Origin of the sequence: Clostridium homopropionicum DSM 5847 (assembly GCF_001263795.1) — a bacterium.
GTDB lineage: Bacteria > Bacillota > Clostridia > Clostridiales > Clostridiaceae > Clostridium_H > Clostridium_H homopropionicum.
In genome coordinates this window covers 30,163-45,924 of sequence record NZ_LHUR01000024.1, presented here as the reverse complement: position 1 = coordinate 45,924, position 15,762 = coordinate 30,163, and the positions used below count along the sequence as shown (strand labels likewise).

The window sequence follows — 15,762 nt, the reverse complement described above, 5'->3', positions numbered from 1 at the left end:
TAGAATTTTATTTAGCGCATTCAGATGCCTGCCCTAATAAAATTTCTATTCCGTGAGGTATGGCTGGTAACACAGCTTCTAAATTTTCAACAGCCCCCCTAGGACTTCCTGGAAGATTTATTATAAGAGTGTTTTTTCTAATCCCTGCAGTTCCTCTTGAAAGGACTGCTTTTGGTGTAACTAATAAGGATTTTGCTCTCATAGCTTCTCCAATACCAGGTACATACTTCTCAATTACTTTCTTTGTTGCTTCTGGTGTAACATCTCGTTTAGAAAATCCAGTTCCTCCATTTGTAATTATAAGATTTACTTGTTCACTGTCTGAAAGCTTAATAAGTTCATCAGCTATAATATCTATTTCATCAGGTATTATTTTGTAATATTCTATACTGTATTCTTCTTTTTCTAATAATTTTTTTAGAGCACTTCCTGTTCCATCCTCTCTCTCTCCCTTTGATCCCTTATCGCTTATGGTGATAATAGCTGTCTTTATCATTTTTTTCTCCTTTCAAATTTACTTTTTTGCCTAAATTAAACAGTGATTGAATAGTATTTTTATTTAATAGCTATTTTATTTAATAGTAATCTTAGCTTTGGATTTGTTGGATTCTTAAATATGCTGTTCTTTTCACCCATTTCTAATATTCTGCCCTTATCCATAAATATTACTTCATCAGCTACTCTCTCAGCTTGATATAAATCATGAGTTACTACTATTATTGTTTTTTTATCATCCATAATATCTTTAATTAAAGTTTCAGCTTTTATTGTACTTTCTATATCCATACTAGCTGTAGGCTCGTCTAAAATTACAACCTCAGTTTCTTGTATTACCGTTCTTAACATAGCTACCTTTGCAGCTTCTCCTCCAGATAGCCTTTTTCCGTTCTTATTTATAATTTCACCTATATCAAAATATTTGGCGTAATTTTCAAACCTTAGTTCAATATCATTCAAGGACATTTGTCTAAATTTTAGTCCCATTATTATATTTTCTTTTGCAGAACAATTAAATAAATATGGATATTGCATCATCAATGAAATATTATTTTTTTCACTGATGAAGTTTTTACCATTATACTTAATTTCTCCTTTAGTTAATTTACAAGTACCGGCAATACAGTGAAGCAAAGTGCTTTTCCCACTGCCATTTAGCCCTAAAATAGCATATATTCTACCTTCTCCAAACTTAATATTCTCTACTTCTAATGCTTTTGTTCCCTTGTATTCTTTTAATGCACTTACAACTTCTATTTTCATAAGCTCTCTCTCTCTCTCCGAATAAATGAAGTAAACCATTTACTATAAAAGATATAGTAAGTAACACTATTCCTATTATTAATGCTTCGTTAAAATTTCCTTTTCCTGTTTCAAGGGCTATATAAGTTGTCATAACTCTAGTAAAGCCCTTTATATTGCCTCCAACAATCATAACTGCTCCAACTTCTGATATTGCCCTGCCAAAGCCTGCTGTAATAGCTGATAATAATTGAGTTTTATTTTCTTTTATTATCATAAGAAATACTTCTTTCCTATTTGCTCCCAAGCTTGTACAAGTATTTTTTATTATATCTCCGTTTTTAGATATTATGGAAACCGTAAGTCCATATATTATTGGTATTATAAGTAAGGTCTGAGCGATAATCATTGCCGTAGGGGTAAATAATAATTGAAAATTACCTAAAGGTCCTCTTCTTGATAAGAAAATGTAAACCACAAGTCCCATAAACACTGGCGGTATACTCATCAAGGTATTTGTGATGTGAACTAATACTCTCTTGCCTTTGAAATTCATTAAAGCGGTAGGGATGCCAAGAAGCATACCTACCGTTGATGCAATTAAAGTTGATGATATAGAAACATACAGTGACATTAATATTACCGGAAAAATTTCCTTTAAGATTAATATATTTAAAAGTTTCTCTTCCACAAGCTCACCTGTCTTCCGCAAACTCACCTATTTTTTTACATTAGCATTAGGAATAAATAATGATTGACCATATTTTTCTTTACCGTATTCTCCTATAAACTTTTGACCTTTTTCAGAGACCATCCAGTCTATAAACTCTTTAGCTTCTTTTTCTTTAATTTTATTCTTTTCTGGATTTATCATAATAACTCCGTATTGATTGTACAGATCTTTACTCTTTTCTGTTACTATTTCTAACTGAAGTTTATCTTTCATTGATAAGTAAGTTGCTCTATCTGTAAGTGTGTAGGCTTTCTTTTCATCTGCCATTTGAAGTACTGCTCCCATACCCTTACCTGCACTAATATACCAATCTCCCTTAGGTTCTATAGCTGCATTCTTCCATATGCCTTTTTCTTTAGTATGAGTACCTGATTCATCACCTCTTGATATAAATGGAGCCTTGCTACTGCTTATTAATTTAAGAGCTTGCAAAGCATCGTTAGGCGCTTTTTCTTTTATCTTTACAGGATCTTCCTTTGGTCCTACAAGAATGAAATCGTTATACATAACGTCGTACCTGTATAATCCAAATCCATTCTTTATAAATGCCTCTTCCTGAGCTTTAGCATGTACTAAAAGACAATCTGCATCTCCATTTTGTCCAAGTTTTAAGGCTTCTCCAGTTCCTTTTGCCACTACCTTAACATCTATTCCAGTATCCTTTTTAAATTCTGGAAGCAAATAATCCAAAAGTCCTGAATCTTGTGTGCTTGTTGTAGTTGCAAGTATCATACTTCTTGCTTCCTTTGTAGAAGTATCACTTTTACTACTGTTGCTATCAGCTTTACTGCATCCTACCAAGCTTAAAGCAAGTAGTACGCTTAATAAAATTGTGCCTTTTCTTTTCATAACTTCCTCTCCTCTTTTGAAAATTAATTGATTTGTTCAAATTTTGATACAATTCTGATTTATAATTATATATTAAACCTTTTATTGTATCATTTCAATACATCAAAAAAGTTTTTATTATATTTTAAATATATTTTCACCAAAATGGAACAGCCATTGTGTACTATCTGAATACATTTTATCCTATTAATTATAATATTCTTGTCTATTGGTAAAAAAAGAAAAAATATACCCAATCGTTTTTTATTTTCAAGATTGGATATATTTCTATATTTTTATATGTATATATTCGTATTTCAACATTTTAATTAGTTTACTATAATATTAATATTTCAAAAATATTATTTTCTAAAAGCATATATTATTATTTCATCATAATATTTACCTTCTTTAAATATTTCATCTTTCAGTACTCCTTCAACTTGGAAGCCGCACTTCTCATAGCACCTTTTAGCCCTTAGATTAAATGAAATAAAATTCACTTCCTTTCTTTCTATTTTAATTAACTCTATCAAATATATAAGACTTAATTACTGCTAAATATTCTCTAACATAATAATTTGGTATTAAAATAAAATGCAAATCTGATGGAACTGTATAAATATCCTTAAGTCCAACCTGTGCAGCTAATTGTTTAGCTCTGAACATATGAAAATTTGTTGTAACAACAGTAATTTTTATAGCTTCTCTTGTATCAATTTTCCTTATAATATCTCTTGAATATTGAAAGTTTTCAGCAGTATTTGTTGACTTTTCTTCTTTTATAATATACTTTTCCTCAACTCCATTTTGAATTAAAAATCTTTTCATAGCTTCTGCTTCTGTAATACTTTCCCCAGTACCTTTTCCACCAGATACAATAATTTTAGTATCTGGATGTTCTCTTAAATACTCTAAAGCTTTATTCATTCTTTGAGTTAGAGTTAAAGACATGGTTTCTCCTCTTAAACCTGCTCCTAAGATAAGTAAATAATCACTTTTTTTAAAACCTTTATCGCTGCCATAATAAATTATTAAAGATTCAATTATTAAGAATGATGTTATTACAATTGTAATCCCCAGATAAAATGCTGGTTTAAGCCTTTTAAACATCTTCCAAGAAAATGTAATTGAACCTCTCTCAACTATACTTAAAAATAAAAAAACTGCCCCAGCTAATGCCCAAAATAGTGAAAAACTAATTATTCCACCAAAGCCAATAAGTATTATGTAGTATAATATACACAAAATTGATAAGCTAATATAAACTTTACTCTTAATATTCCTCATATTGTACCTTTTCCTTTACTTTTACTATTCTTTCCATGTCTTTTGCCTATTTAAAATCTTATATACATTATACTTAATATTCTCCACTCCATTTAATTATCCTTTAAATAATAAAAAAACAGCCTCATGGCTGGTAATTTCTTATACTACTTTTAAATTATGAGTTCCACAATTGCTCTTATCTTTCAGTTGATTAATAACATCTAAATCAATATTGCTACAACCAAGCAAGTTTTTTACTCCACCATATATACCATGAAAATCTGAACCACCAGTCTCAATCAAATTGAACTTGCTACAATAAAATTTGCAAACTACCTTATCCCTTTCTGAATGAGATGGATGTTCAACTTCTATGCCTTTTAACCCTACTTTTACTAAATTCTCAATTGAGTCATAATTATCAAATACTCCTGGATGTGCAAGTACAGGAACTCCACCTGCTAACGAGATGGCCTTTATAGCTTCATTTACATCTAAATATTTCATGCCTCCATTTAAATTTAATTGGAGCATTCTATCGTAAATATAATTAGGACTGTCCCCTCTATATCCTTTATCTAGTATTGCTTGCATTATGTGTTTTTTATTTACACAAGAGCTGCCTCGAGCATAATTCTTAACTAACTCCCAGTGAATATCATATCCTAACTCAATCATATGTTTTACAATACTTTTCGAAAGTTCATTTCTCATTTTAATTATTGGTTTGCATAAAGAATTCAGTAAACTACTTTTAGGATCTATATAATATCCTAATATATGAACCATTTTATTTGTCAAATAGTCAAATGCTGAGATTTCTATTCCCGGGATTATTTCTATTCCAAGCTGCTTACCAATACTTATTGCTTCATATATAGCTAATGTGGTATCGTGATCAGTTATTGCTAGATATTTTATTCTTCTTTTTTCTGCTATTTTTAATATTTCATAAGTATTCATTGAATTATCTGATTTATTGGTATGACAGTGTAAGTCTATCATTTTATATTTCATCCCCTTTTTAAACTTCATGTTAAACTTAATGCCTTTCCACATAACATTATTATATTGTTTTATTGTTGATTTTGCTTTAAACCTATGTTAAATTTGGGGACAGTTCTCAATTTTTAATTGATTTCGGTGATTAAAAATATAGAATCTTGTATATAATTCATTTTAATATATTACTTATTCTGAAGGAGGAATTAAGATTGCCAAGATCTGCTAGAATTAAATTATCAAATGGTATTTATCATATAATGGCAAGAAGTATATCAGAGGTTAGCTTATTTAGATGTGACAGAGATAAAAATGTTTATCTAAAATATGTTAAGAAGTATAAAGCTGCTTTTTCCTTTAAAGTTTATGCCTATTGTTTGATGAGCAATCACGTTCACTTTTTGATTGATTCAAATGGTTCCGATATTAGCAAATTTATGCATTGTATCAATCAATGCTACTCACAATATTTCAATAGAAAATACAATAGACATGGACATTTATTTGGCGATAGATTTAAAAGTAAACTTGCAAATACAGATGATTCAGTAATAAATATTTCTGCTTATATTCATAACAACCCGAAAGATATAAAAGGCTATTTAAACTGCGTTGAAAATTATAAGTACTCCAGCTTTGGAATATATTTAGGTAAATTTAAAGACATTTTCTCAATATTGGATAAAGATTTTATACTGAATTACTTCAAAAATGATCCCTTTCAATCACTTTCAAGATATAAGTCCTTTGTTAAATCAAGAATTGGTATAAATGAGAAAATTGATTTAAATAGCATTCCAAAAGACTATGAACCACATTCAGAGTATAAAAGTTACAAAAAAACTTTAGTTAGGGACTTTTCACCTAAAGAAATCGTTGAGTTTGTTTCTAAAAATTACAGCTTTGATAAACAGCATTTAAATATAAAATTCAAAAGAACATCTTCAATCTTTAAGAGTATTTGTGTATTTTTAATGAGAAATCTTTGTGATATGAAGCTGGTAGATATGACTAGCGTAATAAATAATTTAACTTTATCTTCTCTATCTCAGCTAAGTGATAAAGGGTATAAATTAGTCACAGATAATTCCAAATACATTAGTGCTATTGATGATTTTATAAAATGGAACGAGTCTAGCTTAAATAAACCTTGTCCTAATCCTTAATCAAAAACTAACATATATTTTTATAGCTTTAAACGTAAACAAGCTTTATAATTTTAAAATTATAAAGCTTGTTTTTACGTATTTTTCTCATATATATTCTTTTTTACATATTAGGTTAGATAATTTTTATCTGTGGCAATATGCATAAAAACTTGTGAACCGTCCCCTTTTTTTCTTTAATAAAGAAGTCTAAAATCTGGAATTTTTATAGATTCATTTCCCTTACCCTTCTCAATTTTTTCGATAATAGCTTTTACATTGTTGTAATTTTCATTTATTACTCTTTTGGTATATTCATCTGTATCCTTATTTATCCCTGCCACTGCTTTCTTTAAATTATAGTATCCCCTATTAAAATCATTAGTGTATATTATGTAATAGCAGCCTGCATTATTTAAGGTTAAAATATCATTTTCGTCGTACTTAAATGCTTCTCTTATCTCTTTTATGCCTTCTTGATGTTTTCCCATATTAAGGTAAATAGTTCCCAATGTTCTATGATACTTCAAAGAACTTCTGTTTAACTTTATACAATCCTTAAGAGCTTGTACAGCCTCATTGTCTTTTCCATCATTGAAATATAATAAAGCCATGTTGTATTTAATTTCAGGTTCATTTGGATTAATAAGGCTAGCTAATTTATATAGATCTATTGCTTTACTTATTTTATTTGCTATATTTCCATAGTAGTTTGCAGTGTTAATTAATATATTATAATTGTATGGTTCCTTCTCTATTGCAGTTTGATAATACGTACCTGCATTCTGTGATTTATCTATTGATTTTAAAATTTCCGGCATTAAGAAAGCATAATTATCAGGATAGTTTTTATTTTGTTCAATTGATTTATTGCAGTTATCTATAGCTTTATCAAAATCACCGTTTCTTAAATATAACCATCCAGCACTATGAAATGCTCTGTAATCTTTTTTATTTTCTGTTATTATTTGCTTGATTAACTTATCTGATTCCTCTACCTTATTTGAGTTTTGAAGAACAGCTGCCTTTATTAATTGAATTTCTATCTTTCCAGTATCTTTGTTTTGCAATTCATTTATTAATTTTTCAGCTTTATCATTAGTTGTTGAATTTAATGAATAAATTTTGGCAAGCCACATCTTATATGCTGTTTCATTTGGATTTTTAATTGAAAGGTCACTTATGGCTTTTAAAATTTTTTCCTTATTATATAAAGATTCTTGAGCCAAAACATCATAAATTTTATATTCATCCTTATCCATATCATAAGCTTTCTTCAACTGATTTAAGCCTTCATTTATGTCTCCAATTATCAGTAGCATTCTAGCGTTTTCTGCTACATCATACGGGGACTTAGTATCTACTGGATAATTTTTAATTAGCTTAACAGCTTGGTCTCTTTTATTGTTTGCAATATATAAAGCTATCATAGACTTTATAACTTCTTTGTTTTGAGGATTAATTTTTAACGCTTCTTCTCCATATTTAAAACTATCACTTATACTTCCATTAAAAAGACTATCTAACATTAATTTACTTAATACTTGTTCCTGCTTTATATTTGAATTCTTAACGCTATTAATGTATTTATTATAATTATCATTGTCTCCTTTTAAGGCATAAATTTGGGCAATTCGAATATTTTTCAGACTCTCTTCTGAGCCATCTTTAGAATTACTTATTTTTATTTTTAAATACTCTTCTATAGCCTTATCATATTCTCCATTAAAAAGGAATTTATCTCCTTTCTCTTTTAACGCTGAATTATATTTATTTATTCTATTAGGATTATTTATCCAAAACACTAATATAATTATCAGAGCACACAGTAATGTAATCAAAAAATATACCGTTCTCTTAGTATTAAACTTATAAAGTTTATCTATTAGTTTTTGAAAAATATCTGAATTCATAATTTCACCTTCTCTCTTAAACGTTTCAATTATCATTCTATCAAACTTTATATTAAAAATCTATAAATTTACTTCCCTAAATATTTTACGTTCTGTTTAGAGTAGATCAAGAATGAAAATTTTTATTTAATAGACATTATATGATAATTCTATTAAAATATTGTAGTAAGATATTAGGAGGTCGTTATATGCAAAACAGAAAAAGAAAGCGTTCTAGGAAAATAAAGAAACGTAGACTATTTATGCTCTTATTAATAATCTTTTTAGTTATTTCTTTACCTTTTGCTATATATATGTTTTCTAGTAAACATACTACTTTTTCATTATTCTTAAACTTGTTTAAGGGTAAATCTCAAACTTCAAACCTCATATTAAAAGATGCGGAACCTGAAGATAATACAAAAATGATTACACCTAATAAGAAAGTTGATACAGAGAAAAGCAGCCAGAAACCTACTTATACAGAGATTCTATTAAGTTCCACTGGAGATTGTACTTTAGGAAGTGATGACAAATATTCTTATGAAGATTCTCTTCCCCACGTCTTAAAGAAAAATAATAATGATTATTCATATTTTTTTAAAAATGTATACTCCATATTTAGTAGTGATGATATTACAACAGTAAATTTTGAAGGTACTCTTACAAATTCTTCTACAAAAGCAGACAAGCAGTTCGCATTTAAAGCTCCACCTGAATATGCAAAAATTTTATCCTCTTCAAGTATAGAGGGAGTAAACTTATCGAATAATCATATCTTTGATTACTTAAATATTGGTTTTAAAGATACAAAAGAGGCTTTAAAAAAAGAAAATATAAAATACTTTGGAGAAGGTAATACATGGATTGAAGAAGTTAAAGGTGTAAAACTAGGATTTTTAGGGTATAAAGGCTACTATAATAGCAAAGAGCTGCAGAACAAAATAAAGAATGATATCTCAGAGTTAAAGTCTAAAAACTGTATCATAATTATTAACTTCCATTGGGGCGATGAAGGCAGTTATGAGCCTAATTCAACTCAAAAATCTTTAGCTCATTTTGCTATTGATAATGGTGCAGATCTTATAATCGGCCATCACCCTCATGTTCTTCAAGGAATAGAAAAATATAAAAATCGAATTATTTGTTACAGCATGGGTAATTTCTCTTTTGGAGGAAATAAAAATCCTAGCGATAAGGATACAATGATCGTTCAGGTTAAATTTAAAACCCAAAATAGTATGCTTAAATCTTATGATCTAAAAGTTATCCCTTGTAAAATTTCTTCAGTTAATTATATAAATGATTACAGACCTACTCCTGTTTCAGGAAATAAAAAAGAAGAATTATTAAACAAAATAAACAATTTATCTAAAAATTTAGGGTTCAAATTAGATGGTAACTTTTATAATATTCCTATAAACTAATAAAATATGCTTATTTAAATTTAAAATTTTACGTCATATATTAATCAAATAATCCATAATTTTTATTATTAATAATAAGAATTTATGGATTATTTGATTTTTAGTAATAAATAATGTGGAAATTCATAGTATTTAAAAGAAAATATATAATATGTAAAATATTCCCATCATCTTTCATACATGATAAAATTGTGTTACAGCCATTTGCATAATTTTTGTAAAATAGTACATAATTCTATAATAAGGCGGAGGTGTATTAAAATAAGATTTATTTCTTTATTAGGAATAGTTACTTCAAAGTTACTAATTTTTATTTCAAATAAATTATATAAAGGTGGCACAAACTTTCCTGGAAAAGTTGCTCTTAAATTTGATAAAAATATCCTATCAAAAATATCAAAAAACTATACTGCAATACTTGTAACAGGGACAAATGGCAAAACTACCACAACTAATATGATATATTCAATATTAAAAAATAGTGGAATTGGTGTTATTTCAAATAGCACTGGTGCTAATTTATACACTGGTATAATATCTTGCTTTTTAAAGAATTATTCATTCTTTTCTAAAGCAAAAAATACCTATGCTGTTATTGAAGTTGATGAAGCTAATTTAAAATTTGTTACAAAACATGTAAAGCCCGAAATGATCTGTATTACAAACTTATTTAGAGATCAACTTGATAGATATGGAGAGGTAAACACTACATTAAGTAAAATAGTAGAAGGTATTAAAAATACTCCAGAAACTATCTTAGTTTTAAACGGAGATGAACCTTTACTTGGTAAAATGGACTTACCTAACAAAATTCTATATTACGGTTTTTCATCACCTGCAAGCAACTCAAACAAGACAAGTGTTAATCTTGACTCTAAGTTTTGTAAAGTATGCAGTGAGCCTTATATATATAACTTTACAATTTACAACCATTTAGGAGATTATTATTGTCCAAAATGCGGTAACACAAGACCTAAACTTGATTTTTCCGTAAACAATATACTTAATCTTGATAGCAATGGATCTTGTGTTTTAATCGATAATAAAAAATTTTTTATAAATCAAGCTGGGACCTATAATATCTACAATGCTTTATGCGCATTTTCTGTTAGTAAACTCCTAGGAGTAAAGGATAAATTTATTTACGATTCTCTAAAAACCTTAGATTCTAAATTTGGGCGACAAGAATTAATTAAAATAAACGATAAAAATGTAAAAATTATTTTAGTTAAAAATCCAGCAGGTTTTGACGAAGCATTAAACTCTATTAATTTGGATAAAAAGAGTAAAAGCTTAGCCCTATTACTTAATGATAATTATGCTGATGGCACTGATGTTTCTTGGATCTGGGATGTTGGTTTTGAGAACCTTGATAATAATACTATACAACACATAATTTTATCAGGAATTCGCTTATACGATTTAAGTATAAGGCTTAAGGTAGCAGGATTTAATGAAAAAAGATTTTCATTATGTGATGATTACGATTCTCTGTTGGATAGAATCTCGAAAGGTAATGATTCAATGATTTATCTATTAGCAACTTACACTGCTATGACAAGCTTTAGAAAATTTCTAAATAATAAGGGTTATATAAGTAATTTGTGGTAGCAACCTTTAAAAGTAATATAATAGTATAAAAATTTATAAATATGATTTTAGTAGTAAGATTGAGGTGATATCTTGGAATTAAATATATGTCATATGTATCCTGATCTATTAAATGTCTATGGTGATGTTGGAAACATATTAATTCTAAAATACAGATGTGAAAGTCGAGGCATTAAAACTAATATTTCTCATGTATCTTTAAATGATGAATTTAAACCCGACAAGTATGATATAGTTTTTTTCGGTGGTGGCCAAGATTCTGAACAAAGTTTAGTATCTAAAGATCTAAAAAGTACAAAAAAGAGTAATATAATTAATTATATTGAAAAAAATAAAGTATTCTTATCTATTTGCGGAGGATATCAGCTTTTAGGAAAATATTACGTTACCTCTGATGGAAAAGAAATTGAAGGTTTAAATGCATTAGACATATATACCAAAAGCAGCGGAAAGCGCTTTATTGGAAATACTGTAATATATAATAAAGAATTTAATGAAACATATGTTGGCTTCGAAAATCATTCTGGTAAAACCTATATTGGTTCTTTAAAACCTCTAGGAAAGGTTCTTGCAGGTTACGGAAATAATGGAGAGGACGGTTACGAAGGATGCATTTATAAGAATACCTTCTGTTCTTATTTCCACGGATCCTTATTATCTAAAAACCCTGAGTTAGCAGATAGACTTATAAAGTTAGCTTTAGAGAACAAATATGGAAAGTTCCTACTTCCACCACTTGATGATACTTATGAACTAAAAGCAAAAAAGTTTATTATAAACAGAGAAGGCGTTCAATAAACTAGACAATAAAAAAGTCAGTAAAATTTAATTAATAAAAAAATTTTTACTGACTTTTTTACTTTTCCCTGTATTCAGTATTTACTAGATTTAGTCTAATAATTTCTTTTAAATCCTCACTAGAGATGTTATTTAAAGCTCTAAATTCCCAACCTGAATTTTTATAAAACTTAATTATACTTGGTAATGCATCAACAGTTGTTTGCTTATAATAGGAATCATGCATCAATACAATCAATACTTTATTCTTCCCTAATCGTTTACTTTGACTTATGACGTTATTTCTAATATCTATGCTAGACATCTTCTCTCTAATAGAATCATCAGAACAAATATTCCACTCAACGTAGTAAATATTCCTATTTTTCAATCCTTCTTTGATTTCATTTAGAATTTGAGGGCTAATTCGCTTATTCTTAATACCCCCTGGAATTCTAGTAAAAGGAATTGGTTTTTCTTTTGTAACTTTTTCTATTGCCTGGATGCATTTCTCTAAATCATCTATATAACTTTTTGAATTACTATATATTAATTTATAATCATGTGAATAACTATGCGGTGCTATGGCCATTTTGTTTTTATGTAATTCTGTAATTATTTCTGGATATCTTACAACAGAGTTTCCTGTTACAAAAAATGTCGCCTTAATATTGTTCTCGTTTAATATTTTAATTATTTTCTTTGTATTATTTATAGATGGTCCATCATCAAAGGTAAGATATACTGTTTTCTTTTGTGTTTTCTTAATATTATTATTATTAATATTATCAATGCTGGCTATTTTAGTATTATCATTAGATGATATATTTAATTCTTTTTGAAAATTCAATGGAATTTTTGATTGTTTTCTATAAATACTATTCACAGATTTATATATCAAAAACACATTTATATTAAATAAAAAAATAATTGCAAATATATATATCAACTTTCTATTTCTTATACTCATTATCCCACCTTCTTTATGCACTTTTAAATTGATCTTTATCAAAATCCCCTTTATTGGTTTTAATCTTATTCTTAAATCCTTTTACTTGTAATATTACTTTTACTATTAGAATGTACTTTAAGCTTAAAATAAACCAATGTAATTTAATGAATCACAGGCAAAAAAGGGGACAGTTCTCAATTTTTATTTTTATTAAAAATTGAGAACTGTCCCTCATTTTTTATACCTTTAAAGTTAAATTACCATTTTCAACTGTAACAATTATATTGCATCCATCAAAAGCTTCACCTTTTATAATCATTTTTGCAATGTTAGTTTCTAATGCTTTAGATATATATCTCTTTAAAGGTCTAGCTCCATAAACAGGATCATACCCTTCTCTTGCCATTAGCTCTTTTGCTTCTTTTGAAATTTCAATTGTGATGTTTTTTTCTTTTAGTCTATTTTTAATGTCTTCCATAAAAATATCAATTATTTTTTCAATTTCTTTTCCTGTAAGAGGTTTAAACATTATTATATCATCTACCCTGTTTAAAAATTCTGGTTTAAACCTTAATTTCATTTGATTTATGATTTTTTCTCTGATATTTTCATCTATTCCTTCAGCATTAGTATTTGCTAGAAGATAATCACTTCCAATGTTAGAAGTCATGATAATTATACAATTTTTAAAATCTATAATCTTACCTTTATTATCTGTCAGTCTTCCATCATCAAGTATTTGAAGGAATATATTAAATACGTCATCATGTGCTTTTTCTATTTCATCAAACAATACAACGCTATAAGGTTTTCTTCTTACAGCTTCAGTTAGTTGTCCTCCCTCTTCATAACCTACATATCCCGGAGGAGCTCCTATCAATCTAGATACAGAGAATTTCTCCATATACTCTGACATATCAATTCTAATAATATTATTCTCACTATCAAATAAATTCCTAGCTAAGGTTTTTGCAAGCTCTGTTTTTCCAACTCCTGTAGGCCCTAAGAAGATAAATGATCCAATTGGCCTATTAGCGTCTTTCAAACCTGCTCTAGCCCTTAATACAGCATTTGCAGTTGATGTAACTGCTTCATCCTGTCCAATAACTCTAGTATGAAGTTCCTCTTCAAGTCTTAATAACTTTTCTCTTTCACCTTCCACAAGTCTTGAAACAGGTATTCCAGTCCACTTTGAAATAATTTCAGATATTTCATACTCAGTAACTTCTTCTTTAAGAAATGCATTTTCTCCATTTTCCTTGAGGATTTCTTCCTTTTCCTTTATACGTTTATCTAAGTCTGGAATTATTCCATATCTTAATTCAGCAACCTTATTTAAATCATATTCTCTTTCTGCTTTTTCAAGTTTACCTCTAGCATTATCTAACTGTTCCTTTAAATTTCTAACTTCAATAATACTTTGTTTTTCTTTTTCATATTTTGATGTCATTTCCTTGTCTTTTTCTTTTAAATCACTAAGTTCCTTTTCCAAATTTTTCAATCTTTCACTTGAGGCTTTATCTTTTTCTTTAGAAAGAGCTTCTTTCTCAATTTCTAATTGGAAAACTCTTCTCTTCACTTCATCAAGTTCTGTAGGAAGACTATCTATTTCAGTTCTTATCATAGATCCTGCCTCATCTATTAAGTCAATTGCTTTGTCTGGCAAAAATCTATCTGTTATATATCTTTGAGATAGCTTAGCTGCAGCTACAATTGCGGAATCATGTATTCTAACTCCATGATGAATTTCAAATCTTTCCTTTAATCCTCTTAGAATTGAAATACTATCTTCAACAGTAGGCTCATTTACGATTACTGGCTGGAATCTTCTCTCTAAAGCCTTATCCTTTTCTATATATTTTCTATATTCATCAAAGGTTGTAGCTCCTATGCAATGCAATTCACCTCTAGCCAGCATTGGCTTAATTAAATTTCCAGCATCCATTGCACCTTCAGTTTTACCTGCTCCAACTATTGTGTGTATTTCATCAATGAATAATATTATTTCACCTTCACTGCTCTGAACTTCCTTTAATACAGCCTTTAATCTTTCTTCAAATTCTCCTCTATATTTTGCTCCTGCAATAAGTGAGCCCATGTCCAGTGAAAAAATTATTTTATTTTTAAGACCTTCTGGAACATCTCCTCTTATTATCCTCTCAGCAAGTCCTTCAACTATTGCTGTTTTACCAACTCCAGGTTCGCCAATTAGAACAGGGTTATTCTTTGTCCTTCTAGATAAAATTCTAACTACTCTTCTTATTTCTTCATCCCTTCCAATAACAGGATCAAGCTTATGTTTTTTTGCCTCTTCCACTAGATTTCTTCCATACTTTTTCAAAGCATCATAAGTTCCTTCTGGATCTTGGGTATCTACTTTTTGATTTCCTCTAACTTCTGATAGCATCTTCAAAAATTCACTTTTATATATATTAACTTTTTTAAGTAGATTTCCTACTACTCCTTTTTCATCTATATCCATTATGGCTAACATTACGTGCTCGACACTTATAAAGGAATCCTTAAAGTTTTTAGCATACTCTTCTGCTTTAATAAATACTTCTTCAACTCTTCTAACTAGATAAACACTAGAGTTTTTAGCTCCTTCACCTAATACCTTTGGCATTTTATCAAGTTCTTCATGAGTTAATTGCTTTAATACCTTAACATTAGCTCCCATTCTTGAAAAAACATTTGGTATCAAGCCATCATCTTGAGAAAGTAAAGCCATAAATAGGTGTATTACGTCAATTTGTTGATGATTGTACTTTACAGCTACAAGTTGTGATTCATTTAGTGCTTGTTGAACTTTTGTGGTTAATCTCTCATAATCCATACTCTCACCTCTCTAAAATTATTATTTAGTCGTAATAATATTATTTGA

At 28.5% G+C, this 15,762-nt stretch carries 14 protein-coding genes; 4 read left to right on the top strand and 10 right to left on the bottom strand.

Features of this window, described 5'->3' with window-relative positions; genetic code table 11:
• Window positions 1-7: 7 nt before the first annotated feature.
• The 7 genes from mog to CLHOM_RS10795 all read right to left on the bottom strand — a co-directional run bounded on the left by mog (window position 8) and on the right by CLHOM_RS10795 (window position 5,077).
• Window positions 8-496: a molybdopterin adenylyltransferase gene (mog, locus tag CLHOM_RS10820; protein ID WP_052221711.1), complete on the bottom strand. Its 489-nt coding sequence runs from the start codon at window positions 494-496 to the stop codon at window positions 8-10.
• A gap of 59 nt (window positions 497-555) precedes the next feature.
• Window positions 556-1,260 (bottom strand): ATP-binding cassette domain-containing protein, encoded by a 705-nt coding sequence (locus CLHOM_RS10815; RefSeq protein ID WP_052221710.1) that lies wholly within the window; start codon window positions 1,258-1,260, stop codon window positions 556-558.
• Window positions 1,190-1,873: an ABC transporter permease gene (locus tag CLHOM_RS10810; RefSeq protein WP_423230638.1), complete on the bottom strand. Its 684-nt coding sequence runs from the start codon at window positions 1,871-1,873 to the stop codon at window positions 1,190-1,192. Before CLHOM_RS10810 ends, CLHOM_RS10815 begins: the two co-directional genes overlap by 71 nt.
• Before the next feature lie 84 nt (window positions 1,874-1,957).
• The gene (locus CLHOM_RS10805) at window positions 1,958-2,821 is read right to left on the bottom strand and encodes an ABC transporter substrate-binding protein (protein ID WP_052221709.1); all 864 of its coding nucleotides are present in this window, start codon (window positions 2,819-2,821) and stop codon (window positions 1,958-1,960) included.
• 341 nt (window positions 2,822-3,162) lie between these two features.
• The gene (locus tag CLHOM_RS18350) at window positions 3,163-3,303 is read right to left on the bottom strand and encodes a GNAT family N-acetyltransferase (RefSeq protein WP_139205663.1); all 141 of its coding nucleotides are present in this window, start codon (window positions 3,301-3,303) and stop codon (window positions 3,163-3,165) included.
• Window positions 3,304-3,319: 16 nt separating this feature from the next.
• Entirely contained in the window at window positions 3,320-4,090 is a 771-nt protein-coding gene (locus tag CLHOM_RS10800; protein WP_052221708.1) for a YdcF family protein, read from the bottom strand.
• A 141-nt stretch (window positions 4,091-4,231) separates the two neighbouring features.
• Window positions 4,232-5,077: a PHP domain-containing protein gene (locus CLHOM_RS10795; protein WP_052221707.1), complete on the bottom strand. Its 846-nt coding sequence runs from the start codon at window positions 5,075-5,077 to the stop codon at window positions 4,232-4,234.
• A 209-nt stretch (window positions 5,078-5,286) separates the two neighbouring features.
• Here CLHOM_RS10795 and CLHOM_RS10790 point away from each other — a divergent pair, with 209 nt between their 5' ends.
• The gene (locus CLHOM_RS10790) at window positions 5,287-6,240 is read left to right on the top strand and encodes a transposase (protein WP_052221706.1); all 954 of its coding nucleotides are present in this window, start codon (window positions 5,287-5,289) and stop codon (window positions 6,238-6,240) included.
• A 176-nt stretch (window positions 6,241-6,416) separates the two neighbouring features.
• Here the strand turns inward: CLHOM_RS10790 and CLHOM_RS10785 are convergent, their stop codons facing one another.
• Window positions 6,417-8,132: a tetratricopeptide repeat protein gene (locus CLHOM_RS10785; RefSeq protein ID WP_052221705.1), complete on the bottom strand. Its 1,716-nt coding sequence runs from the start codon at window positions 8,130-8,132 to the stop codon at window positions 6,417-6,419.
• Window positions 8,133-8,320: 188 nt separating this feature from the next.
• On the opposite strand from CLHOM_RS10785, the gene CLHOM_RS10780 reads away from it, so the two are divergent.
• The 3 genes from CLHOM_RS10780 to CLHOM_RS10770 all read left to right on the top strand — a co-directional run bounded on the left by CLHOM_RS10780 (window position 8,321) and on the right by CLHOM_RS10770 (window position 11,947).
• Entirely contained in the window at window positions 8,321-9,538 is a 1,218-nt protein-coding gene (locus CLHOM_RS10780) for a CapA family protein (protein ID WP_052221704.1), read from the top strand.
• A 204-nt stretch (window positions 9,539-9,742) separates the two neighbouring features.
• A complete protein-coding gene (locus tag CLHOM_RS10775) occupies window positions 9,743-11,149 on the top strand; it encodes a MurT ligase domain-containing protein (protein WP_423230637.1) in 1,407 nt (468 codons plus the stop codon).
• Between the two features lie 72 nt (window positions 11,150-11,221).
• On the top strand, window positions 11,222-11,947 hold the full coding sequence (locus CLHOM_RS10770; RefSeq protein ID WP_052221703.1) for a type 1 glutamine amidotransferase: 726 nt from the start codon (window positions 11,222-11,224) through the stop codon (window positions 11,945-11,947).
• Between the two features lie 58 nt (window positions 11,948-12,005).
• On the opposite strand, the gene CLHOM_RS10765 is transcribed toward CLHOM_RS10770, so the two are convergent.
• Together CLHOM_RS10765 and clpB are read right to left on the bottom strand one after the other, a co-directional pair.
• On the bottom strand, window positions 12,006-12,896 hold the full coding sequence (locus CLHOM_RS10765) for a polysaccharide deacetylase family protein (protein WP_052221702.1): 891 nt from the start codon (window positions 12,894-12,896) through the stop codon (window positions 12,006-12,008).
• 220 nt (window positions 12,897-13,116) lie between these two features.
• Window positions 13,117-15,714, bottom strand: a complete 2,598-nt coding sequence (gene clpB / locus CLHOM_RS10760; protein WP_052221701.1) for an ATP-dependent chaperone ClpB — start codon at window positions 15,712-15,714, stop codon at window positions 13,117-13,119.
• Window positions 15,715-15,762 lie beyond the last annotated feature (48 nt).

What these genes read in the sequence shown, in the direction of transcription:
- CLHOM_RS10815 (WP_052221710.1), bottom strand. Translation starts at nt 1,260, where the DNA reads ATGAAAATAGAAGTTGTAAGTGCATTAAAAGAATACAAGGGAACAAAA.
- clpB (WP_052221701.1), bottom strand. Translation starts at nt 15,714, where the DNA reads ATGGATTATGAGAGATTAACCACAAAAGTTCAACAAGCACTAAATGAA.
- CLHOM_RS10795 (WP_052221707.1), bottom strand. Translation starts at nt 5,077, where the DNA reads ATGATAGACTTACACTGTCATACCAATAAATCAGATAATTCAATGAAT.
- CLHOM_RS10780 (WP_052221704.1), top strand. Translation starts at nt 8,321, where the DNA reads ATGCAAAACAGAAAAAGAAAGCGTTCTAGGAAAATAAAGAAACGTAGA.
- CLHOM_RS10810 (WP_423230638.1), bottom strand. Translation starts at nt 1,873, where the DNA reads ATGTCACTGTATGTTTCTATATCATCAACTTTAATTGCATCAACGGTA.
- CLHOM_RS10805 (WP_052221709.1), bottom strand. Translation starts at nt 2,821, where the DNA reads ATGAAAAGAAAAGGCACAATTTTATTAAGCGTACTACTTGCTTTAAGC.
- CLHOM_RS10800 (WP_052221708.1), bottom strand. Translation starts at nt 4,090, where the DNA reads ATGAGGAATATTAAGAGTAAAGTTTATATTAGCTTATCAATTTTGTGT.
- CLHOM_RS10785 (WP_052221705.1), bottom strand. Translation starts at nt 8,132, where the DNA reads ATGAATTCAGATATTTTTCAAAAACTAATAGATAAACTTTATAAGTTT.
- CLHOM_RS10765 (WP_052221702.1), bottom strand. Translation starts at nt 12,896, where the DNA reads ATGAGTATAAGAAATAGAAAGTTGATATATATATTTGCAATTATTTTT.
- mog (WP_052221711.1), bottom strand. Translation starts at nt 496, where the DNA reads ATGATAAAGACAGCTATTATCACCATAAGCGATAAGGGATCAAAGGGA.